The organism is Streptomyces sp. NPDC046870, from assembly GCF_040704595.1.
Classification (GTDB): domain Bacteria; phylum Actinomycetota; class Actinomycetes; order Streptomycetales; family Streptomycetaceae; genus Streptomyces; species Streptomyces argyrophylli.
Map to the genome: position 1 here is coordinate 46809 of NZ_JBEYXM010000018.1, position 21884 is coordinate 68692.

Annotated in this window: 15 protein-coding genes and 2 pseudogenes; 8 read left to right on the top strand and 9 right to left on the bottom strand. The window is 71.0% G+C overall.

Translation table 11 applies throughout. From position 1 onward, the window contains the following. Nucleotides 1-99: 99 nt before the first annotated feature. Both AB0946_RS29745 and AB0946_RS29750 read left to right on the top strand, forming a co-directional pair. Nucleotides 100-1014 carry an acetoacetate decarboxylase family protein gene (locus tag AB0946_RS29745; RefSeq protein WP_366763750.1) on the top strand — a complete coding sequence of 305 codons (915 nt, stop codon included), beginning with the start codon at nt 100-102 and terminating at the stop codon, nt 1012-1014. A 14-nt stretch (nt 1015-1028) separates the two neighbouring features. Next, nucleotides 1029-2675, top strand: a complete 1647-nt coding sequence (locus tag AB0946_RS29750) for a succinic semialdehyde dehydrogenase (protein ID WP_366763751.1) — start codon at nt 1029-1031, stop codon at nt 2673-2675. Between the two features lie 240 nt (nt 2676-2915). Here the strand turns inward: AB0946_RS29750 and AB0946_RS29755 are convergent, their stop codons facing one another. After that, nucleotides 2916-4160, bottom strand: a complete 1245-nt coding sequence (locus AB0946_RS29755; protein WP_366763752.1) for an NADH:flavin oxidoreductase/NADH oxidase family protein — start codon at nt 4158-4160, stop codon at nt 2916-2918. Between the two features lie 95 nt (nt 4161-4255). Here AB0946_RS29755 and AB0946_RS29760 point away from each other — a divergent pair, with 95 nt between their 5' ends. After that, nucleotides 4256-4852 (top strand): TetR/AcrR family transcriptional regulator, encoded by a 597-nt coding sequence (locus AB0946_RS29760; RefSeq protein WP_366763753.1) that lies wholly within the window; start codon nt 4256-4258, stop codon nt 4850-4852. 39 nt (nt 4853-4891) lie between these two features. On the opposite strand, the gene AB0946_RS29765 is transcribed toward AB0946_RS29760, so the two are convergent. After that, complete coding sequence (locus tag AB0946_RS29765; protein WP_366763754.1) at nt 4892-5596, bottom strand: hypothetical protein; 705 nt, start codon at nt 5594-5596, stop codon at nt 4892-4894. Between the two features lie 44 nt (nt 5597-5640). On the opposite strand from AB0946_RS29765, the gene AB0946_RS29770 reads away from it, so the two are divergent. Further along, the gene (locus tag AB0946_RS29770) at nt 5641-5880 is read left to right on the top strand and encodes a DoxX family protein (RefSeq protein ID WP_366763755.1); all 240 of its coding nucleotides are present in this window, start codon (nt 5641-5643) and stop codon (nt 5878-5880) included. A 54-nt stretch (nt 5881-5934) separates the two neighbouring features. Here the strand turns inward: AB0946_RS29770 and AB0946_RS29775 are convergent, their stop codons facing one another. Genes AB0946_RS29775 through AB0946_RS29790 form a run of 4 tightly spaced genes read right to left on the bottom strand, consistent with a single transcriptional unit; the run spans nt 5935 to nt 11666 of the window. Then, nucleotides 5935-7956 carry an acetoacetate--CoA ligase gene (locus AB0946_RS29775; protein ID WP_366763756.1) on the bottom strand — a complete coding sequence of 674 codons (2022 nt, stop codon included), beginning with the start codon at nt 7954-7956 and terminating at the stop codon, nt 5935-5937. Between the two features lie 16 nt (nt 7957-7972). Continuing rightward, the gene (locus tag AB0946_RS29780; protein WP_366763757.1) at nt 7973-9538 is read right to left on the bottom strand and encodes a bifunctional 3-(3-hydroxy-phenyl)propionate/3-hydroxycinnamic acid hydroxylase; all 1566 of its coding nucleotides are present in this window, start codon (nt 9536-9538) and stop codon (nt 7973-7975) included. Between the two features lie 47 nt (nt 9539-9585). Next, a complete protein-coding gene (locus AB0946_RS29785) occupies nt 9586-10524 on the bottom strand; it encodes a fumarylacetoacetate hydrolase family protein (protein ID WP_366763758.1) in 939 nt (312 codons plus the stop codon). After that, nucleotides 10521-11666: a VOC family protein gene (locus tag AB0946_RS29790; RefSeq protein WP_366763759.1), complete on the bottom strand. Its 1146-nt coding sequence runs from the start codon at nt 11664-11666 to the stop codon at nt 10521-10523. Before AB0946_RS29790 ends, AB0946_RS29785 begins: the two co-directional genes overlap by 4 nt. 138 nt (nt 11667-11804) lie before the next feature. Here AB0946_RS29790 and AB0946_RS29795 point away from each other — a divergent pair, with 138 nt between their 5' ends. After that, complete coding sequence (locus tag AB0946_RS29795; protein WP_366763760.1) at nt 11805-12440, top strand: TetR/AcrR family transcriptional regulator; 636 nt, start codon at nt 11805-11807, stop codon at nt 12438-12440. Between the two features lie 125 nt (nt 12441-12565). On the opposite strand, the gene AB0946_RS29800 is transcribed toward AB0946_RS29795, so the two are convergent. Beyond that, the gene (locus AB0946_RS29800) at nt 12566-13612 is read right to left on the bottom strand and encodes a zinc-binding dehydrogenase (protein ID WP_366763761.1); all 1047 of its coding nucleotides are present in this window, start codon (nt 13610-13612) and stop codon (nt 12566-12568) included. Nucleotides 13613-13767: 155 nt separating this feature from the next. Next, nucleotides 13768-16992, bottom strand: coding sequence for a cytochrome P450 (locus tag AB0946_RS29805; protein WP_366763762.1), 3225 nt, complete (start codon nt 16990-16992; stop codon nt 13768-13770). 262 nt (nt 16993-17254) lie between these two features. Here AB0946_RS29805 and AB0946_RS29810 point away from each other — a divergent pair, with 262 nt between their 5' ends. Further along, nucleotides 17255-17893: a TetR family transcriptional regulator gene (locus AB0946_RS29810; protein WP_366763763.1), complete on the top strand. Its 639-nt coding sequence runs from the start codon at nt 17255-17257 to the stop codon at nt 17891-17893. Between the two features lie 876 nt (nt 17894-18769). Here AB0946_RS29810 and AB0946_RS29815 read toward each other — a convergent pair. Beyond that, nucleotides 18770-19894, bottom strand: coding sequence for a PP2C family protein-serine/threonine phosphatase (locus AB0946_RS29815; protein WP_366763764.1), 1125 nt, complete (start codon nt 19892-19894; stop codon nt 18770-18772). A gap of 424 nt (nt 19895-20318) precedes the next feature. Between AB0946_RS29815 and AB0946_RS29820 the strand changes: the two are divergent. Then, a pseudogene (locus AB0946_RS29820) lies at nt 20319-20807 on the top strand (FAD-dependent oxidoreductase); the annotation flags it as partial. An 11-nt stretch (nt 20808-20818) separates the two neighbouring features. Then, nucleotides 20819-21863 (top strand): annotated as a pseudogene (locus AB0946_RS29825) (NAD(P)-dependent alcohol dehydrogenase). Nucleotides 21864-21884: the final 21 nt, after the last annotated feature.

The window sequence follows — 21884 nt, forward strand, 5'->3', positions numbered from 1 at the left end:
AGTGGAGCACCACGTGCACCCGACGATTGTTGACGGTGCTTACATTCGGGCCTACTCTCATGTAATCACCGTCAACATGCGAGCCGGGGAGCAGTGCCGATGCCCTTGTCCCAGCAGGAAACAGTCGAGGTCGACCTCGGTGGCCGTACGGTCGCCGTCCCCAAGGGGGGCCTGTACGACCGCTACCGGATGGACACCGATCTGGACGAAGTCGCCCGCGATCCCCGAGTCAGCGGCGTGGACTTCTTCCGCCGGCTGCCCAAGACGAAGGTCGACTCGCCGATCGGCACCACGCTCACCCCGAACTTCTACTACCGCGTCTCGACCGCCCGGATCACGATGCTCGCCCGCTCCCGTGCGATCCGTTCCCGGCTGCCCGGGGAGCTGGCCCCGCTGGAGGTCGCGCCGGGTCTCGGGCTGATATCCGTGATGTTCTTCCGCTACGACGTGTGCGACATCGACTTCTACACCGAGGCCGCCGTCGGGATCGCCGTGAAGCCGGCCCGGCACGGCAAGCTCGGCTTCTTCGACCTCGTCGCCGCCCTGAAGAACGAGCACCTCGATTCCTACGTGCTGTCCCTGCCGGTGAGCACGGACATCGCCCAGGTGCGCGGCCACGACGGCTACGGCTTCCCCAAGTGGGTCACCACGCTTGATGTCGACATCGACGCCGATCGGACGACCGCACGCGTGGCCAACGACGCCGGCGGAACCGACCTGTCGCTGCTCGCGGCGACGCCCGCCCAGACCACCTACCCGAGCGGCCGGCGTGTCTCGACCCTCACCTCGTACACGTCGATCGGTGATGCCTGGCACTCGACGCTGAGCCAGACCAACGTGCTGTCGGCCGGTACCGAGCTGGTTCCGCGCCATCTCGCGCTCCAGGTGGGAGAGGGCCGCATGGCCGACGACCTGCGTTCCCTCAAGCCGATCCGGACGATTCAGTTCGACGTCGTCACCGAGGGCCAGCTCGCCCTGCACATGCCGGTCCCGACCTCGGTCCGCAGCCGGTAGCAAGGAGCTCCGTCATGACCACCGACCACGCCACCCCTTCCGCCGCCACACCCTCGGCCACCGCTCCCACGGACGCCACCCCTCCCACGACCGCTGCCCGCACCTCCGTGCTGCCCGCCTCGCTCACTCCGGCTCTGATCCAGCGGCTGGCCGCGCGGGTGGTGGCGGCGCCCGACGCCGCGCGGGTCACCACCAACGCCCCGTACACCGGTGCGCCGCTGGCCGACCTGCCGGTCTCCACACCGGCGGACGTCGAGCGCGCGTTCACCCGGGCCCGCATCACCCAGAAGGCCTGGGCCGCCACCCCGCTGAGCCGGCGCAAGAAGATCCTGCTGCGCTTCCACGACCTCGTCATGGCCCGCCAGGACGAGGCGCTGGACCTGATGCAGGCCGAGAACGGCAAGACCCGCCGTGACGCCTTCCTCGAGGTGGTCGACATCGCGATCACGTCCCGGTACTACGCGCGCAACGCCGCCAAGTACCTGGAGCCCAAGCGGCGCCGCGGCGCGATCCCGGTGCTGACCCACACCACCGAACTGCGTCACCCCAAGGGCGTCGTCACGGTCATCTCGCCGTGGAACTACCCGTTGAGCATGGCCGCGAGCGACGCCATCGCCGCCCTCATGGCCGGAAACGCCGTCGTCCAGAAGCCCGACACCCAGACCGCGCTCACCGCGCTGTGGTCGCTGGACCTGATGGAGGAGGCCGGTCTGCCGGCGGGCGTGTGGCAGATGGTGGTCGGGCGGGGCAGTTCCATCGGCGGCGCGCTCATGGACAACGCCGACTACATGATGTTCACCGGCTCCACCGCCAGCGGACGCAAGATCGCGAGCGATGCCGGCCGGCGCCTCATCGGCGCGTCCCTCGAACTCGGCGGCAAGAACGCCATGATCGTCCTGGACGACGCGGACATCGACAAGGCCGCCGACGGCGCCGTCGCCGCGTGCTTCCCCTCGGCCGGCCAACTCTGCGTCTCCATCGAGCGGTTGTACGTGGCCGAGTCGATCCGTGACCGGTTCGTCGCCGCGTTCGTCGAGCGCACCAGGCGGCTCAAGGTCGGCGCTGCCTACGACTACAGCATCGACGTCGGCAGCCTCACCACCGCCGCCCAGCTCCACACCGTCAGGGAGCACGTCGACGACGCCGTGGCCAAGGGAGCGACCGTGCTCGCCGGCGGCAAGGCCCGACCGGACCTCGGCCCGCTGTTCTACGAGCCGACCATCCTCACCGGCGTCACCCCCGACATGACACTGTGCGAGCAAGAGACCTTCGGCCCGGTCGTCTCGGTCTACCCCTTCCGTACCGATGACGAGGCGATCGCCCTGGCCAACGCCACGCCGTACGGCCTCAACGCCAGCGTCTGGTCCGGCAGCGGGGCCCGGGGCCGGGCCGTCGCCGCCCGCGTGCACGCCGGCACCGTCAACGTGAACGAGGCCTTCGCCGCCGCGTGGGGAAGCATCGACGCGCCGATGGGCGGCATGGGCGACTCGGGACTCGGCCGTCGCCACGGAGCCGACGGCATCCTCAAGTACACCGAGGCCCAGACCGTCGCCCACCAGCGCATCCAGGGGTTCACTCCGCCGTCGGGCATCTCGCCCGAAACCTGGGCCACCCTCCTGACCGGCGCGCTGAAGGTCCTCAAGGCGGCCGGCGTCCGCTGAAACGCCAACGCCAACGCCAACGGTTACGGCAACGGCACACGTCGGACGCCGGACGGCGCGGTTCCGATGGAGCCGCGCCGTCCGGCGTACAGGGGGCTGGTGCGGGGCGTCGTACCCCAGGCGGGTGTCGCTCCCGTCTTCGAGACGGCCCGGCTCCGACCGGCGATGTGGCGACAGACCGGAAGGGCCCCAGGTGGTCGTGATGAGCGACGAACACCCGGGGCCCTTCCGGTGGCACGCTTACGCGGCGCCCTGTGACGCGGACAGCCAGGCGCGGTAGCGACGCAGGGCCCGTCGCTGCCTGCGCCGCTCGGAGACGAGGGCGATCGCCGGGTGGGTGTGGGGGGTGGGGCGGCTTCCGCGGGCGATGCGGCGCATCTGGTGACGGACCTGTGCCATGCCGGCGGCCGAGGCGAGGGCCTTGTCGGACCAGGTGACCGGCCGCAGCTGGGCGTCGGCCTCGCGGCCGTGGCGCCAGCGGTCGGGCAGGTCCGGGGTGACGGCGAGGGCGGTGCCCATGCCGATGATCGCCACGCCGCTGTCGAGGACCCTGTCGGCGGTCTCGCGGCGGGTGATGCCGCCGGTGAGCATCAGCGGCAGCGGACTGGTCTTGACCAGGTCCTTCGCGAGGTCGAGGAAGTACGCCTCGCGGGCCTGGGTGCGCGCGTCGGCGGCGCGGCCCGACATCGCCGGGCTCTCGTAGCTGCCGCCGGACAGTTCGACCAGGTCGACGCCGAGCGGTGCGAGCATCTCGATCACCTGGCGCGCGTCGTCGGCGTCGAAGCCGCCGCGCTGGAAGTCGGCGGAGTTGAGCTTCACCGCGACCGCGAAGGACGGGGAGACGGCGGCGCGCACGGTGCGGACGACGTCCAGCAGCATCCGGGCCCGGTTCTCCAGCGATCCGCCCCACTGGTCGGTGCGCTTGTTGACCAGGGGGGACAGGAACTGCGACAGCAGGTAGCCGTGCGCGGCGTGGACCTCGACACCGTCGAAGCCCGCCTGTTCGGCGCGCTGGGCGGTGACCGCGTACCGGGTCACGGTGGCCTGGATCTGCTCGGGGGTCATGGCGACGGGCTTGCCGAAGCGGCTGCTGTGCTTGCCCAGATCGACGGCGACCGCGGACGGCCCCCATACGACACCGGGCATGTCGGACCCGATCTGGCGGCCGGGGTGGTTGATCTGCATCCAGATCGCCGCGCCGCCGGCCTTGGCGGCCTCGGCCCACTCGATGAAGGGCTCCAGCGGCGCGGCCTCGTTGAGCACCACGCCGGCGGGGCCGGTCAGCGCCTCGGCGTGGACCATGACGTTGCCGGTGATGAGCAGTCCGGTGCCGCCTTTCGCCCAGCGGCGGTACAGCCCGATCAGCTCCTTGTCCGGGAGCTGGCCGGCACCGGCCATGTTCTCCTCCATGGCCGCCTTGGCGATCCGGTTGTTCAGTACCTGGCCGGAGCGCAGGGACAAGGGCGAGAACAGCTCGCTGGTCATCCGAGTTCTCCTCTCGATCTCGATCGCTTACGATGTATGCAGCGTTCACATTAGGCCAGCGATGTAAGCGACGTAAACATGAGGGAGCGTGACCTGTGTCGCAAGCGAGCGGCTCGTATCACCACGGCGATCTGCGCGCCGCCTGCCTGCGCGCCGCGCGGGAACTGCTCGAGGAGGACGGCAGCGCCGGGCTGTCCCTGCGGGCGGTGGCGCGGCGGGCCGGCGTGTCGGCGACGGCTCCCTACCGCCACTACGCGGACCGTGACGCGCTCGTCTCCGCGGTCGCCGCGGAGGGCTACCGCGAACTCGCCGAACACCTGGCCGCGGCGCATCCCGCGCCCACGACTCCCGATGAGCTCGCCGAGGTCGCCGTCGCCTACGTCCGTTTCGCGCTGGAGCGCCCGGCGATGTTCCGGGTGATGTTCGCCGAGCCCTGCGATCCGGACAGCGAGGAACGGGTCAGCGCGACCGCCGCCATCTCGGAGTACGTCCGGGGTATCGTCCGCGGCGCCTTCCCCGGCGCCGATCCGGACGCGCTGTCGACCACGGTGTGGGCCCTCGTCCACGGCCTGGCGTTCCTGCACCTCGACGGCAAGCTCGACACCTCCACCCCCGAGATCGTCGCCGATCAGGTCCGCGCCGCCGTCCGCGCGCTGTTCACCGCCCCTGCGGCGATGTCGCGGGGGCGGTGACCGCACCGCACGGGCAGGCGACGGCAACGGATGGCGAGGTCAGCGGCTCGTGTCGGCGTCCCCTTCGTCATTCGGAGGGTCTCCCTGTCTCCTGCCGTCCGGAGGGAGGCCGTCCCCGTGCTCTTCCAGCAGTTCGAGAAGCGCGGCGTCCGCTCTCCTCTGGTCTTCCTTCGTCAGCTCGACCGGGGCGTTGTTGTAGACGGTGTAGCGACCTGGATCGATGATGTTGGCGGCTCTCAGGCTGAACGTCAGCAAGGGGCGCCAGCCCTTGCGGTGGCCGACCCGCACCTGTATCTGGGTCTTGTAGTCACGGGCCTCCGGGAGGAATCCGGAGAACGGTGCCTCGAACTCGAGGAAGAGCTGTTGCGCTTCTCGGCCGAGCACGACGAATCCGGCGGGCAGCTTCGCCTCCTCGTCCGGCCCCGGCTGGAGCCGGGACGGCGAGGACACCCACAGGAGCGGCAGATGAGAGGCCGGCTCATCGGGGAAGGTCAGGATGAGGTCCTGCACGACGATCGGTTTGGGACCGGTGTTGTGCAGGACGAGCGGCAGCCGTAGGCGTGCCGTGGAACCGTGGACGATCGCCGCGAAGGAATGAGGTTCCCACGCCTTCAGGCGTCCCTGTCGGGCGTGGAGCCACCAGAACGACGCGACGGTGAAGAACAGTGCGCAGGCTGACACCACACTGGCGCCGGTAAGCGATGAGGACGCGATCTCATCCGCCGCGACCATCAGCGGAACCACGGATTCAGTCTGCCAGTCCCGTCATGGGCCCGCTAACAGGGCGAGTGGACGCCGGCCATGCCTACCGGGTCGTCGGCGGACTGGAGCCGGCGGGCGCCATCGGCGTGGCCCTCGGCCCGGTCGTACCGCTGTGCGGCGAGCTGGCCGGCATCGGGCTGCTGGTGCTGCTCGCCGGTGCCGTGACCACGCACGTGCGCAAGGGCGACGGGCTGCCCAAGCTCATCCCGGCGGTGGCGTGCGCGGCCCTGGCCGCGTGGTACCTCGTGCTGTTCGCCGGCCTGTGAACCGTTTCGGGGGTGAAGACCAGCGCGAGGAGACAGGTCGGCGAGGCGGGGGGATCACGAGACGCCTTCGGGGGTGCGCGGGCGGCGGGCCTGGCGGCGTTCGGCGCCCAGGCCGGCGAAGTAGGCGATCAGGTCGGGGTCGTCGACCGCGGAGGGGTTGAGGACCTGGTCGGCGCGGGCGCCCTGGAGGAGGCGCTTGACCGGGACCTCGAGCTTCTTGCCGGTCCTGGTGTGCGGGACGGCCGGTACGGCGAGGATCTCGTCGGGAACGTGGCGGGGTGAGGCGCCGGTGCGGATCGCGTCGCGGATCTTCTCGCACAGGGACTCGTCCAGACCGACCCCGTCGGCGAGGACGACGAAGAGCGGCATCCAGTAGCCGCCGTCGGGTTCCTCCGCGCCGATGACGAGAGCCTCGGTGATCTCGGGGAGGCGTTCGACGATGTCGTGGATGTCGGCGCTGCCCAGGCGTACGCCGTTGCGGTTGAGGGTGGCATCGGAGCGGCCGTGCACGATCACCGAGCCGTGCGGGGTGAGGGTGATCCAGTCGCCGTGCCGCCACACGCCCGGGTAGGCGCTGAAGTAGGCGTCGCGGTAGCGGCTGCCGTCGGGGTCGTTCCAGAAGTACAGCGGCATGGAGGGCAACGGGCGGGTGACGACCAGTTCGCCGACCTGGCCGACGACCGGCCGTCCGTCCTCGTCGTAGGCCGCGAGCGCCACGCCGAGGTTGGGGGCCGACAGTTCACCCGCCCACACCGGGGTGGTGGGGGCGCTGCCGGCGAAGCCGGTGACGACGTCCGTGCCGCCGCTGGTGGAGGCCAGCTGGACGTCGGCGCCGACGTGGTCGCGGACCCAGGGGTACGTGGAGGCGGGCAGGGCGGAGCCGGTGCAGCCGATGACGCGGATCGAGGACAGGTCGTGCACGGCAGGTTCGATGCCGAGCTTGGCCATGGCCAGCAGGTACTGGGGGCTGGTGCCGAAGACGGTGACCTTGTGGCGGCCCGCCAGTTCCCACAGGATGTCCGGGCGCGCGACCGGCGCGGGGCTGCCGTCGTAGGTGCAGGTGGTGGCGCCGGTCAGCAGGGTGGAGACGGCCAGGTTCCACATCATCCAGTGGGTGGTGGTGTACCACAGCAGGCGGTCCCCGACGTTCAGGTCGCAGTGCAGGCCGAGGGTCTTGAGGTGTTCGAGCAGGACGCCTCCGTGACCGTGGACGATGCCTTTGGGCAGTCCGGTGGTGCCGGAGGAGAAGACGATCCACAGCGGGTGGTCGAACGGAACCGGGGTGATGGCGAGGTGCTCGGCACGGCCGGCCGCGTCCCCCCAGAGAACCGTCGGCCGCGCGGCCCGGGTCGTGGGCCACGCAAGGCCCAGGTGATCCACGAGGACCGTGGCCCTGAGCGTGGGAGGGGCGGCGGCGAGGTCGAGTGAGGCGGCGCGGCGGTCGTGGGTGGTGCCGTTGAAGAGGTAGCCGTCCGCGGTGATGAGCACGGTCGGTTCGAGCTGGGCGAAGCGGTCGGCTGCGGCCTTGGGCGCGTAGTCCTGGCCGCACACCGACCACACCGCGCCCAGGCCGGCGGCGGCGAGGAAGGCGATGATCGCGTGGGGGGTGTTGGGCAGGTAGCCGACCACCCGGTCGCCCGGTCCGACGCCCAGGTCGCGCAGGGTGGCCGCGACGGAGGCGACCTGGGCGCGCAGCTCCCGGCCGGTGATCTCGTAGCCGGCTCCGGTCTCGTCCAGGGCGGTGATCGCGGGGGCGTCCGGGTGCAGGTCGCGCAGCGCGTGGTGCGCGTAGTTCAGCGTGGCGCCGGGGAACCAGCGGGCGCCGGGCATGATCTCCTCGTCCAGCACCCGCTCGTACGCGGTGGTGGCATCGACGTCGAAGTACGTCCACACCGCCGCCCAGAATCCCTCCAGGTCGGTGACCGACCAGCGGTGCAGGGCCCGGTAGTCGGTGGGGTCCTGGAGCCCTTCGGCGTCCCGGTGCCGGGCGGCCCGGCGGGCGAAGTCCGTGATGCGGCTGTTGACGGCCGCCTTCGGGTCGGGAGACAGGAAGGGCTCCGGATAAGGGGTGGTCATGGTGCGGTGCTCCTCGTCAGGGGGCGGGCCGGGCTTCGGCGGGGCGGCGGGTGGTGTGCAGCAGCGGGGCCCAGGCCGCGGTGTCGGTGAAGCCGCCGGCACCGGTGGGGACGGTGTCCAGTACGACGCGGTCGGGGCGCAGCAGGACGGCGTCGGCGCGGCCGCGGGCCAGCCAGGCGGCCAGGGTGCCGTCGTCGCTCAGGTCCCCGACGTGGACCGTGGGCGCGCCCAGTGCCGTGGCCACGCCCGTCATCCGCGCGGTCGGTGGTACGGCGGTCAGGACGCTGAAGGAGTCGCCGAGGACGTCGTCGAGGCGCACGTGCCTGCCGCCCCGCAGTACCCAGGGCTGGGGGCAGAAGGTGCCGGGCAGGGAGCGTCCGGTCAGCCGGGGGCGGCGCCGTACGAGTGGACCGGCGGTCAGGGCGGGGCTGAGGTCACGGCTGACGGCCGCGGTCACGCCGGGGACGCGGCAGGCCGCGCCCACGACGGTCCGGCGGAGCGCCGCGCCGCGGTCCTGGCCGCCGGTCATGGCCCAGCCGACGGCGACCGCGAGACGGATCATGTGTCGGGCGTGCGGTCTGCGCTCCTGCTCATAGGTGTCCAGCAGCCGTTCGTCTGCGCCCTGCCGGAGGACGTGGGCGAGTTTCCAGGTGAGGTTGCGGGCGTCGCGCAGGCCCGCGCACAGCCCCTGCCCGATGAAGGGCGGGGTGAGGTGGGCGGCGTCGCCCAGCAGGAAGACGCGTCCGCGGCGCCAGCGGTCGGCGAGGCGGGCGCGGAAGGTGTACTGCGCCTGCCGGATCACCTCGAAGTCATCGTCCAAGCACCCGTCAGACGGCAGGTCCACCCAGGGGGCGACCAGCTCGCGCAGGCGTTCCCGCCCTGCGGGGCCGTCCAGGGGCTCGCCCTCGGCCATCCGGAACTCCCAGCGGTAGCGGTCCTCGCCGACGCGCATGAACGTGGCCGGCCGGGTGGGGCAGCAGACCTGCTCGGCGCCTTCCCAGGTGCGCACCGCAAGGCTGGTGCGGACGTCGATGACCCTCCAGCTCTCCTCGAAGTGCAGGTCCTCCCATGCGGCGCCGATGGCGTCACGGGTGAGGCTGCCGGCGCCGTCGCAGCCGAGGACGGCGTCGGCCCACACGTGCTCGTCCTCGTCGCTGCCGTCGCGGCGGAAGGTGACCCGGACCGGACCCGTCGGAGCGTGTGATCCGCCGGTGTCCTGGGTGACCGACACGACCTCCACCCCGCCCCGGAGTTCGCACTCGGGGCGGCGCTCGAGGGCCGCGCGCAGCAGGCGTTCCAGCTCGGGCTGGTCGAACATGCTGGTCTGCGGGAAGCCGTGGTGGCCGTGCGGGGAGCGCGGGAACTCGGCGATCACGCGGCGTTGGGGGTCCAGCAGCCGCAGGCCCGGTGCCGGGCGCGCGACGGCGGCGAACTCCTCGTGAACGCCGACGCTCTGCAGGATCCGGCGGACCTCGTCGTCCACGACGACGGCTCGCGGCAGGGGGTAGATGTCCCGGTGGCGTTCCAGGAGCACGCTGGGCACTCCGCGCTGGGCGAGCAGGAGCGCTGCGGTGACCCCCACGGGCCCCGCGCCGATGATCACTACCGGTCTGCGGGCGGCTGCGGCGCTCACCTTGCGTCCGTCACAGGGTTCCGCTGCTCGCCGAGGTCGATCCGCCCGTCCGGGGTGGCGATCGTTGCGGTCACGACGTCACCGGAGTGCAGGTACAGGGGGTTCTTGGCCTGCCCCTTGAAGAACGCCTTCCACTTCACCGTGGGAGGGAGCAGCGCACTGATCTTCGCGACCGGTTTGGGCGGGGCCTTCAGCGCGGTGCCGCCGGGTGTGCCGGTCAGCAGCAGGTCACCCGGGTCGAGGGTCTGGAAGCGGGCGAGCAGGGTGAGCGCCTGCGCGGGCCGTACGATCATGTCGGCGAGGGTGCGGTCCTGGCGCGGTACGCCGTTGACGGACAGCCGCAGCCGCAGGTTCGGCAGGTGGGTGAAGTCGTCGGGCTCCAGCAGGGCCAGGTAGGGACCTGTCGGCGTGAAGGTCGGGTACGACTTGCTCTCGTAGAACTGGGTTTTGGTCAGCTGTACATCGCGGGCGCTGACGTCGTTGGTGAGGACCAGCCCGGCGACGTAGCGCGGCAGGTCCTGCTCTTCCACGACGGTGCCTACGGGCAGGGTCGCGCCCATGACGAGGCCGAGTTCCACCTCGTAGTCGAGGAAGTCGACGTGCGCCGGGCGGACGATCGTGTCGTGCGGGCCGCTGACCGAGCCGGACGCCTTGCGGAAAAAGGTGGGCGGGATGTCGCCGGTGAAGCCCGAATCCTTGGCGTGGCTGCGGTAGTTGACCATCTGGGCGACCACCCGGCAGGGGGTGGTGACCGGGGGCAGTGCCACCAGGTCGGCGACCGGCGTGCCGCTTTCGCCGGAGGCGGCGGCCTCGCGGACCGCCTCCCGGTCGGCGAGCAGCTCGGCGGTGGTGACAGCCTTGGTGTCGACGCGGACGGCGCGCTCGTCGCGTACGGTCCACCAGCCGTCCAGGGTGCGCAGAACGTTGGTGCTCATGAGCTCATCGCTTTCAGCAGGCCCAGCAGGCGGGCGGGGTCGAGTTCGTTTTCGCCGCGCAGGGCACGCATGACGTCGCGCAGCTTGGCGGGGGACGGGTTGGCGCCGAGGAAGTCACGGGTGACGGGCGGGCCCCACTGGGCCAGGCCGCTCGCCGACATCGGAGCCCAGCCGGGTTCGAGGTCGCAGGAGAACAGGTCGCCGTCGGCGAAGTGCTCCAGCATGAGGCGGTCGGGGTCGCGCCAGTAGTCGAAGAGCTGGCTGCCCTGGATGTGCCGGCCGATGCCCCAGCTGCGGCGGTAGCCGCGCTCGGCCAGGTACGCGCCGCCCGCGGCGATCGCGTCGAGGTCGGTGACCTGGTAGGCGGAGTGGACGTACCCGGTGCCGGGCCCCAGGTGCAGGGCGAGGGTGTGGTGGTCCACGGGCAGGCTGCCCTGGTCGCAGCGGATGAAGGCCATGGTCGGCCCGCGGCCGCGCTGCCCGTCCAGGAACAGGAAGTCGGACACGATCATCCCGAGGGTGTCCAGGTACCAGTCCAGGGCCCGCATGAACACCCGCGTCTCCAGCACCACGTGCCCGAGCCGCTGTATACGCGACGGTTCGCGGGGCGGTCGCTGGGCGGCGTTCGTACGGCGACGCCCGGTGCCGGTGTTGAGGATCAGCGGCTGCTGCTCGGGCAGAGCGGGCAGCGGCTCGGCGCAGTGCACGACCCGCACCGGGAGACCCGCGGGATCGAGCAGGGCGACCGACCGTCCGCCGCCGGGTACGTCGAGGTCGCGGACGTCACTGCCGGTCGCGCGGGCGAGCCGGTCCAGATCGGCCCGTTCGGCCGCGCGGAACGCCGGCCCGAGGAAGCGGGACGCCTGCCCGCGCCGGATGACCACGCACGGTGGGCCCGCGAAGGTACCGCGCAGCCACAGCTCCCGCTCGGTGCGGGCGGCGATCGCGAACCCGAAGTCCCGGGCGAACACCTCGGCCCGGTCCAGGTCCGGCTTCTCGAACTCCAGCCAGGCCAGGTCCGCCACCTTGATGACGGGGTTCCGGGACCGGCCGGGATGCTCACCGCGCAGGGCGCCGAGCTCACTGTGGAGATCTTGATGGGGCGTTCGGAGATCGGCCCTGTCAACGGGGGAGTGGGACATGGTGCCCTCCAAGCAACACTGCCGTAATGAGGAAATCATCAACTTTGCCGTTGCTCATCGTCAATAGAGCAGGCCCAAAGAACTGAGGAAATCATCAGTCGTGCGGGTGTCATCGGTCCGGTTGTTAGACTCGGTCGTATGCCGACGTCAGCCCCGCCCCGCAACCGCTTCGAACGGCGCCGCGCCGAGACCCGTCAGGCACTCATCCGTGCGGCCCGGCAGATCCTCGCGGAGACCGGGGACAACAGCGCCAGCATCCAGGCCATCGCCGAGCGGGCGGACGTCGGTTTCGGCTCCTTCTACAACCACTTCGAGTCCAAGACGGAGCTGTTCGACGCGGCAGTGACGGACGCCCTGGAGGAGTTCGGGCAGGTCATCGACGAGCGTGTGGAAAGGATCGAGGACCCCGCCGAGCTCGTCGCGGCAGGTTTCCGGCTCGCAGCCCGGATGGCGGACTCACACCCCGAGCTCATGCGAATCCTGCGCGACCGCGGCCTGGCCCACGTCCACTCCGACCGCGGCCTGTCCCCACGAGCGCTCCGCGACCTGGAGCGCGGCATCGCTTCGGGCCGCTTCACCGGCGCCGACCCGACCACGGCCCTGTCCGCTCTGGGCGGGACCCTGCTGTCCCTCGTGGCGCTGAGGCTGGCCCGCCCCGACCTCGACGGCGACGAGACCGCCTCCGACATGGCCGCCATGGTCCTGCGCATGCTCGGCCTCTCCGCGGACGAGGCGCACGAGGTCACCCGTCGCCCGCTGCCCGGCCTCGACTGACCGTCGACGGCTCCTCTCCTCTCCGCGCATTCTGGCTGGGTGAAAACCGTGGGCGCCGGTGCTCCCTCACGCACCGGCGCCCACTCACCCCTGCCCAGGGTGGCTGTTGTCCTGCTGACGGGGCGTCAGGGGACGAGGATGAGGCGGATCGGGTCGCCGATCTTGTTCTCCAGACGGCTGACCGCGTCGGCCGCGTCGACGAGCGGGATGTGGTCCGTGATGGAGGGGGCCAGATCGAGGCGTCCGCCCGCGGCGAGCCGCACCAGCTCGTAGACGCCTTCGGGCGTGCCGCCGTAGTGGCCGCGGACCTGCTTCTGCAGGTAGTTGAAGGTCAGTCCCTCGGTGATGGTCAGCGGTCTGGGGGTGATGCCGACCAGGATCAGGGAGCCGCCCAGGCCGAGGACGGAGGCGGCCTGCTCGCGGACGGTGGGTACGCCGGCGCAGTCGAAGGCGAAGTCGAGGCCGCGACCGCCGGTGGCCGCGCGGACCTGATCGGCGAAGTCCGGGGCGGCCGGGTCCAGGGCGAAGTCCGCGCCGAAGGCGAGAGCACGCTCACGCGCGCTGGGCAGCGGGTCGACGGCGATGACGGGCGCCGCGCCGACCAGACGGGCGAGGCGCACGTTGTGCGCGCCGACTCCGCCCACGCCCCAGATGCCGACGGACTGGGCGGGTCGGACGCCCGCGGTGGCGACGACGGCGGCGTAGGGCGTGGAGACCGCGTCGGGGATGATCGCGGCCTGGTCGAAGGGCAGGCTGTCGGGGATGGGGACGACGGTCTCCTCGGGGGTGACCATGTACTCGGCCCAGCCGCCGTCGTAGTCGATGCCGGCGGTGCGGACCTGGGTGCAGGGGCGATGGCGCACACAGCCCTCGCACTCGCCGCACGCCTTGCCCGCCTCCAGGGTGACGCGGGTGCCGACGGTCAGGCCCCGCTTGAGGCCGGGGCCGAGGGCGTGGACGACACCGGAGACCTCGTGGCCCACGGTGACCGTGTCGGAGTCCAGGAAGAGCGGAGGCAGGGAGCCGTCGAGGAGGTGGACGTCGGAGAGGCAGACGCCTGCGGCCTTCACCTCGATGAGGACCTCGCCAGGTCCGGGTACGGGGATGGGGACCTCCTCCACGGCGAACTTCTTGCTGTCCACGTGGAAGCGTCCGGCGAGCATGGTGTCCATGAGGATCTGCTTTCTGTGAGCGGCACCGATCATGGGGGTTCAGCGGTGCCCTGAGGTGTGCGAGGGCTTGTGGGGGCCGGGGGGCGTACGGCCGGCAGCGGGGGAGTGCCGCACGCCTCCCGGCGTCGGGAGGTCACACGCCTTGACGACGAGGGTCAGGCGAAGACGTCCTGCTGGTAGCGCTCGTCCGCTTCGAGCCGCGCGAGCCACTGCCGGGCGGACTCGTCGTCGCTGCCGGTCTTCTGACGGTGGATGGCGGCGAGGGCCTCGCGGACGGCGGGCGCCATACGGCGGCCGTCACCGCAGACGTAGAGGTACGCGCCGTCCTCGATGGCCTGCCACACCGTGTCGGCGGCATGTGCGATGGCGTTCTGCACGAACCGGGCCGGGTGGCCGGTCACCGCGGAGTAGGCGGTGTGGATCTGCGCGATGCCGGCCTGCTCCCAGTCCCGCATCTCCTGACGGTAGAGGTAGTCGTGCTCGGGGTGGCGGCAGCCGACGAAGACCTGCGCCAGGCCGACCTGGATGCCGTGCTCGTGCTGCCAGGCCCGCTCCTCCAGGAAGCCGCGCAGGGGCGCGATGCCGGTGCCGGGGCCGATGAGGATCAGCGGCGTGGCGGGGTCGGCGGGTGGGGCGAACGTCGGGGAGGGCACGCGGACGTAGCCGTAGACGACGTCCCCGGGCTCCAGGCCCGCGATGTAGGAGGAGCAGGTGCCGCGGTAGTGGCCGTCGCCGGACAGGGCCGGGCCCTCCAGCAGGCCGACGGTCAGGCGCACCTGCCGTGGGTTGGCCGACGGGGCGGAGGAGATGGAGTAGAAGCGCGGGCGGATGGGGCCCATCATCTCCAGGAACACGGCCAGCGGCAGTTCGACGGCCGGGAAGCGCTCCAGCAGGCCCAGCACCGAGACGCGCTTGCCGAGGATCTCCTTCTGGTAGCGCTCCTCGGCCTCCCCGGTGTCGGCGGTGTACGCCTGGAGCTGCGGCCGGGTCCACGGGCACTGGGTGTACCCGGCCAGGGTCTGGATCTGGGAGCGGGTGGCCACGTCCTGCAGTTCCAGGAACTCGGTGAGCAGGATCCCCGCGGTGACGGGGACGCCGACCGGCAGGTGCGTGCGGCCGCCTGCGGGCAGGTCCAGGCGCAGCACCTGGTCGTACGGGACACCGAGCCGCTTCAGCGCGCGGTTCACCAGGGCGGGCTCGTTCTTGGCGAAGACGGCCAGGTGGTTGCCGGTGTCGTAGGTGACGCCCTCGGGAAGCTCGAAGGTGATGGACCTCGCGGACGGGCGCGGCGGCTCGATCCGGAAGTCCCACAGGCCGGTCGCGTCGGCCACCAGCTCCTCGTTGGCCACCACCTTGAGCGGATGTGCCTGCCCGGAGACGATCGCGGGACGCACGTCGGACTCGGTGAGCAACTGGACCTCGTAGCGCGGGCCGCTCGCCTCGGAGGTGTCGGCGGCGTACTCCTCGGCCAGGGTGGCCCACAGCGTGTCCGTCCAGCGACTGGCCATGCCGTCGAAGTCACCTGCGGCGTCCGCGATGCCGCGCTCGACGACCGCAGTGGCGCCGGCGGCCAGCAGCCCTTCCTCGATCCGCTTGGGGAACGCCTGGTAGGTGGCCACCCACTGGGTGTTGCCGGCGCCCAGCAGCGCGAACCGCACGTTCGACAGTGAGCCCTCCGGCAGTCCGGCGGCGAGCAGGTCGTCGAAGTGCTGGGCGTTGTCGGGGGCTTTGCCGTTGTAGCTGGCGGCCACGACCACGAGCAGGCCCTCCGTGGGCAGGTTGTCACCGAGCTCGTCCAGGCTCATCAGCGTGGTGCCGAACCCGGAGCGCTCACCGCGGTCGGCGATGGTGCGCGCCAGGTCCTCGCACGAACCCAGGCTCGATCCGTAGGCGACGGTCAGATTCACCCCGACGCCGCTCACCGCGGTCTGCTGCCGCTCGTCGTCGCTCTGCTGGTCGACGGCGCCGAACACGGCCCGCTCGTGCTCCTGACGCCTGCGGATGACGAGTTCGAAGTCGCCGGGCTTGCGCGTCAGGGCTTCCCGCACGTCCATCCTGTAGTCGGTGGTGTCGGAGAACTTGAACTTCTGCAGCACCAGCGCCAGCGCCAGGCGGGCCTCGGTGAGGGCGAACTGGCGGCCGATGCACGCGCGCCGGCCGTTGCCGAACGGCTTGTAGGCGTGCTGGTGGTGCCGGGCGCGGTTCTCCGGCAGCCAGCGGTCGATGTCGAACTCGTGCGGCCTCTCCCATGCCTTGGGGTGGGTGTGCAGCGGCCCCATCAGCAGGTTCGTCTTCGTGCCCTGCTTCAGTTCGTACCGGCCTCCGATGACGGTGTCCTCCAGCGGCGCCTTCATGATCTGCGGGATGGGGGCCCACAGGCGCAGGGTCTCCTCCAGGATCCGCGGGATCACGTCCATTTTCATGATCGTGTCGTAGTCCGGGACCGTGTCACCGGGCATGAGGCGGTCCACCTCGGCGTACGCCTGTGCCAGCACGTGCGGGTTGCGCATCAGCGAGTACGTGGCGAACGACAGCAGACCGCTGGTGGTCTCGTGACCGGCGATCAGGAACGTCACCACCTGGTCGCGGACGTTGTCGTCGGTCAGCGGCCTGCCCGTCTCCGGGTCGGTGGCCTGGAGCATCAGGCCCAGCAGGTCGTCCTCGCCGTTGCTCCTGCCCTGACGACGCTCCTTGATCACGCTCTCGACCAGGTCCCGCATCAGCTGGATGTTCGTGCGGTATCGCTCGTCGTCGTCCGTGCGCTGGGCGGTCATCTCCGGTAGTTCCTGGGTGCGCCGCATCGACTCCACCAGCGCCTCCAACAGGGCGTTGAGGAAGGGGTGCAGCTCCTCCTCGGCGAAGGAGTCGAACCGGTAGCCGAAGCCGGACAGGGCGATGGTGTCCAGCGTCAGCCGGGTGTAGTCGTCGGTGATCCTGACCGGCTGCCCCTCCTTGCTCTCCCACTTGCCCACGAGGTTCTGGGCGACCTCCAGCATCTGTCCGTAGTAGTTCTTCATGGCGCGCTGGCTGAAGGCCGGCATGAGGATCCGGTGGGCCATGCCCCAGGCGTCACCGTCCTCCACCTCGTGGGCCGTGAACAGGCCCGCGCCCGTGTAGTCCCGGACGTGGCTCAGCGGCGCGAAGATCGGCTTCCCGAAGCGGGTCTCGTCGCTGACCTCGGTGACCAGGTCCGGGTCGTAGACGAAGACGTTCTCCTGGCCCGCGATGTCCAGGCTGAAGATGCCCTCGGGGAACTGCCTGGACAGCTCGCCGAAGAACGCGACCGGGTTGGTGTCCGGAAGCGGCGGTGCGGGCTTGAGGACCGGGATCCCGTGCGAGGGCCCGGTGGAGGCAAGGTCATCCGCGGCGTGCGTGGTCATGGACGTGCTCCTCTGCGTGGAGGGGAGGGGAGGGGAGGGGATGAGCAAGGGCGCGCTTGCGCTGAGCGGTGCCGCACTGCACCACAGAAACATACGTCGTATGGATTGGTACCATACGTCGTATGGAAACTCGACGCAACCCTGGGCCACGGGAGGGGTGCCGTGAGCGGAGTCATTTTCCGTACGCCGTATGGGCGCTGATACCGTACGAGGTATGGAAAAAAAGGTGAGACGTCCCCCGCGGGGAACGAGGAAGCGAGACGTGCCTCTGACCGAGGCCGGGATCTACGCCGCCGCCCTGCGGCTCATCGACGAGGACGGGGCCGAGGCGCTCACCATGCGCAAGCTGGCGACCGTGCTCGACGCGAACCCGATGTCGCTGTACCACCACGTGCCGAACAAGGAAGCCGTCCTGCGCGGCGTGACGAGGATGGTCGGAGCCCAGTTCCGCACCGTGACGCTTCAGGACGCTCCCTGGCAGGAGCGCCTCCGTCTGCTCGCCACGGACTTCCGGACGCTGGCGCACCGGCACCCCGAGCTGATGGCGTACTCGTTCAGCCACCAGCCCGACTTCATCCAGCCCGACGACCCGTTCTGGACGGCCCTCACCGCGATCGTGGCCGCTGCCGGTGTGCCGCTGTCAGAGGTCCCGGAGACCGCCGCACTGATCGTCGCCGTCGTCATCGGTGTCCTCAGCGCCGAACTCAACGGAGCGCTCCACCAGTGGGCGAACCTCAAACCCCCCGGCCCTGATGCCGACGGCGGAGACGGGCCCACGGGTGCGGGGACCGCGGGCCCTGATCGGGACCGCATGTTCCGTCTCGTGATGGACACGCTGATCACGGGCCTGGAAAGCCGGCTCACCGCAGGCCGCGACGGCCAGGACGCCGGCCGTCGCTGAGTTCGTGGACTTGAGGTGTTACGGACCGTGGCCGGACGGGATCGAACTTCGTCCGGGCCCTGTGGAGTGGCGTGCGCCTTGGCAAGGTGACGCACGCCGTACGCCGGCGGGTGGGCATCGGCGGCATCTCGTCGAGGCCGACGGTCCGGCCGGTGTCGGAACCGCCCATGGTTCCTTGACGTCGAGCGTGGATGGTCGGCGGTCAGGTACCGGCGACCGCGACGGAGGCCAGGCTGAGGGCGATGCGCTTGGCATCACACACGTCACTCGTCACAGACTTCATCGCGCCGCCCTGTGATGCGGCCTACGCTGGAGGTACGTGCCGCCCTCGAAGGAATCCGGGAGGTGCGCCGTGTCCCGCGCCCACTGCTTCCACCTCGAAGTGGACGGCCACTCGGTGACGGTCCAGACCCGCCCCGCCGCACGGGAGACCGAGCTGCTCGTGGACGGCAAGGTGGTCGGATACCAGCGGGCCCCCACACGACACCGCCCGTCCGTGACCGCACTCACCGCCGAACTCCCGGGTGACCCGCCGCAGCCGTTCGCCGTCACTGTCCACACCAGTGGAAGCGCCGCCGAGGATGCCTCGACGTGTGTGCTGGAGATGGCTGGACGCAGTCATGCCATGTCCGAATCGCCACTGATCCGACCCTGCACCACCCCTTCCGCAGCGGGCCGTACCCCGCTTCGGACGGCCCGCAGGCGGTTGCGCCGCACCCTGCGGAGGTGGGGTTGACGGATCAAGGCACGCACGGCGGCCGGGACCAGCGCACGGCGTGACGGAGTCAGGCCGGTGGCCGTGGGTTCAAGCTCCTGCACGGGGCGCCCGGCGAAGACGGGCTGTCCTGGTCGCCGTGCGGCAGGCGGGCCGACGGATCAGATCATGTGCGACGCCGTGTGACGTCGCGCGGCGCGGTGTACGGCGACCAAGGCGGCGTCGTCGCCCAGGCGGCCCCCGGTGTGCGTGAGCAGGTCACGGCGCAGGTGCCGGACCAGTGCGGTCGGAGGGCAGTGGGCCCAACGGGCGGCACGCTCGGCCAGCGGATAGAAGGCACCCGAGGTGTCGCGGGCCTCGATCACGCCGTCGGTGTACAGCAGCAGGGTGTCCCCGATGTCGAAGGGCACGGTGGTCTCGGCATACGGGTTGTGCGAGGTGAGGCGGACGCCCAAGGGAGGGGCCGCGTCGGCGGCGACCGGCCAAGGCTCCTGCCCCGGCCGCAGGAGCAGGGGTGGTGGGTGCCCGCAGTTGGTCACTCGGGCCAGGGGTTCGTCGTCGGGCAGGTCCAGGAAGAGCGCGGTGATGAAGTGCTCGCCCGTTTCGTCGTCGGTGGCGGAGAAGTCGGTGAGGTAGCGGTGGACGTGGTTGTCCAGGGTGGTGGCCAGGCCGGTCAGGCTGGGGTGGCCGGCGGCGGTGAGGCGGAAGGCGCTGAGCAGGAGAGCGGCTTCGCCGACCGCGGCCAGTCCTTTGCCGCGTACGTCACCGATCAGCAGGCGGGTGGTGTCGTCGGCGCGCGTGGCGGTGTAGAGGTCGCCGCCGATCTGGGTCTCCTCCTCGGCGGCCAGGTAGCGGCAAGCGATGTGCAGGGCTCCGATACGCTCCGGCAGCGGGCGCAGGAGGGCGCGTTGGGCTGCCTCGGACACCGACTGCGCGCGGGCCAGCAGGTGGCGGCGGCGTTCGCGGACCATGGTGATCAGCACGATCAGCACGGAGAGCACGGTCAGCGCGGCGATCTGGGCCAGATGGTTACTGGTGGTCAGCCCGCCGTGCAGGACAGCGATGAGGACCTGGGCGGCGACGGCGAGGGCACCGACCGCCGCGGTGGTCCTCGGCCCGGCGAAGGACGGCGCGAGAGCCGGAGCGATCACCAGGAGCGGCCCCAGGTGGATGCTGGTGGGGGAGTGGACGTCGACGACCGTGATCACCACGATCAGCGCAACCGGGATCGACACCAGCCATCGGTTCTGCTGGTCCTCGTCCACCCATCGCGCTCGCACGACCATGCATTTCACTGTGCGGTCATTTCATCCCGCCCGCATATCACGGTCGCTTCGGCCGTCCTCGGCTCGACATGCCGTGCAGCGCAAGCCGGACTAGGCTTCTTGAGCGAAGGCCGCAGTGAACGACACGTGCCGTGCGCTCCGTTCCGTATCGCTACGGTGACACCTGAAGACCGCGCCGCACCCCGCTTGTCGAGCCCGGCGACGCTTCGGGCGTGCTGCCGGCCGGTGCGGCGGCGACCTGCACGGTCGGCAGCGTCTTCGCCACGGAACACGGCGACGACAGTTCCTACAGCAGCGACCCCGGTGGCGGCGGCCACTGATCCTGGTATCCGCTGAGCGCGACGATGTGTGGTCCATCACGGGACGGCACGTCGCGGGCGCCTCCCGCCTCCTGAGGAGCGCGCCTGCCGGAAGGAGTCTGCCCATGCGAATCGTGCCGGTACGCGAGTTCCGGGCGAGCGGCCGGATCGTCATCGTGGGTGCGTCCCTGGCTGGACTGCGGGCCGCGGAGACTCTGCGCGAGGAGGGCTGCACCGGTTCCCCGACCGTCATCGGGGACGGACCGTACGAGCCCTGTGACCGTCCCCCGCTGTCCGAGCAGGTGCGTCCGGCCGATGGTGAGCAGGTGCCGTACGACCGGTTGCCGATCGCCACGGGCACCCGCGCGCGGCAGTGGCCGGACCCGGACGAGGCCGCCCCGCACGGGGTCCACACGATTCGCTCGCGGGACGACGCCGCACGGTTGCAGAAGGATCTGGCCGAGCCGCCGTCGCGGGTCCTGGTCATCGGGGCCGGATTCATCGGCTCCGAGGTGACCCCGGTCTGCCGGGAACCCGACATCCCGGTGACCGTCGTCGAGCGGGGTTCGGCGCCGCTGGTCGGTGCGCTGGGCGGGGTGATCGGGCAGATCGCCGAGGGATCGCTATGCGGGCTTTCCAACTGGTCGGGTGGCGTCATCCGCCGGAGCTGCGCGAGGTGCCGGTACCCGAGCCCGGACCGGGGCAGGTCCTGGTGAAGGTCGCGGGTGCGGGTGCGTGCCACTCCGATCCGCACATCATGGAGGCACCGGCGCCACCACCCGGGCTCGTCACCGAACTGCCCTTCACGCTCGGCCACGAGAACGCGGGATGGGTGGAGAGCCCGGGTCCGGGCGTCACCGGGTCCACGCTCGGGGACCCGGTGATCGTCTACGGCTCCTGGGGTTGCGGTGTGTGCGCCAACTGCCGCCAGGGCAGGGAGAACTACTGCCGGACGCTCGGGGGGCAGGGCCCGGGACCGGGAGGTGGTCACGACGGCGGAATGGCCGAGTACCTGCTCGTCCCGGCGCCGCGCCACCTCATTCCGCTCGGCACCCTCGACCCCCGCCGAGCCGCCCCGCTCAGCGACGCCGGACTGACCGGCTATCACGCCGTCAAACGGTCGCTGCACCTGTTGGGGCCGGGGTCGACCGCGGTCGTGATCGGGGCGGGCGGTCTGGGTCGGATGACCCTCCAGATCCTGCGCGCGCTCACCACGGCGACCACTGTCGTCGCCGTGGACACCGACGACCGCAAGCTGGAAACCGCCCGGCGCATGGGAGCCGACGAAGCGCTTGCCCCGGGCGACGAGGCGATCACGCGGATCAAGGACCTGACGGCAGCAGGGCGCCGAGCTCGTGCTGGACATGGTCGGGATCGACCCGACGCTGCGGATGGCCGCCCAGGTGGCCAGGGTGCTCGGCCACCTGACCATCGTCGGCCTCGGCGGCGGAGCCCTGCCCGTCAACTTCGCCGGCCCGCCGCACGAGTGCTCGGTCGCCTCGCCCTACTGGGGCACCCTCCCCGAACTGATGGAGGTGATCACCCTCGCCCAGCAGGAGAAGATCAGGACGCTGGTCGAGCAGTTCCCCTTGGAAGGCGCCCACGAGGCGTACCAGCTCCTGCACCTCGGCAAGATCCAAGGACGCGCCGTCATCACCCCCCACACATGAGTACCGACGTCAACGCGCCAC

Bases quoted from the DNA above. Each gene is read 5' to 3' on its own strand.
- AB0946_RS29745 (WP_366763750.1), top strand. From the start codon at position 100: ATGCCCTTGTCCCAGCAGGAAACAGTCGAGGTCGACCTCGGTGGCCGT.
- AB0946_RS29750 (WP_366763751.1), top strand. From the start codon at position 1,029: ATGACCACCGACCACGCCACCCCTTCCGCCGCCACACCCTCGGCCACC.
- AB0946_RS29755 (WP_366763752.1), bottom strand. From the start codon at position 4,160: ATGACCAGCGAGCTGTTCTCGCCCTTGTCCCTGCGCTCCGGCCAGGTA.
- AB0946_RS29775 (WP_366763756.1), bottom strand. From the start codon at position 7,956: ATGACCACCCCTTATCCGGAGCCCTTCCTGTCTCCCGACCCGAAGGCG.
- AB0946_RS29785 (WP_366763758.1), bottom strand. From the start codon at position 10,524: ATGAGCACCAACGTTCTGCGCACCCTGGACGGCTGGTGGACCGTACGC.
- AB0946_RS29790 (WP_366763759.1), bottom strand. From the start codon at position 11,666: ATGTCCCACTCCCCCGTTGACAGGGCCGATCTCCGAACGCCCCATCAA.
- AB0946_RS29795 (WP_366763760.1), top strand. From the start codon at position 11,805: ATGCCGACGTCAGCCCCGCCCCGCAACCGCTTCGAACGGCGCCGCGCC.
- AB0946_RS29800 (WP_366763761.1), bottom strand. From the start codon at position 13,612: ATGGACACCATGCTCGCCGGACGCTTCCACGTGGACAGCAAGAAGTTC.
- AB0946_RS29805 (WP_366763762.1), bottom strand. From the start codon at position 16,992: ATGACCACGCACGCCGCGGATGACCTTGCCTCCACCGGGCCCTCGCAC.
- AB0946_RS29815 (WP_366763764.1), bottom strand. From the start codon at position 19,894: ATGGTCGTGCGAGCGCGATGGGTGGACGAGGACCAGCAGAACCGATGG.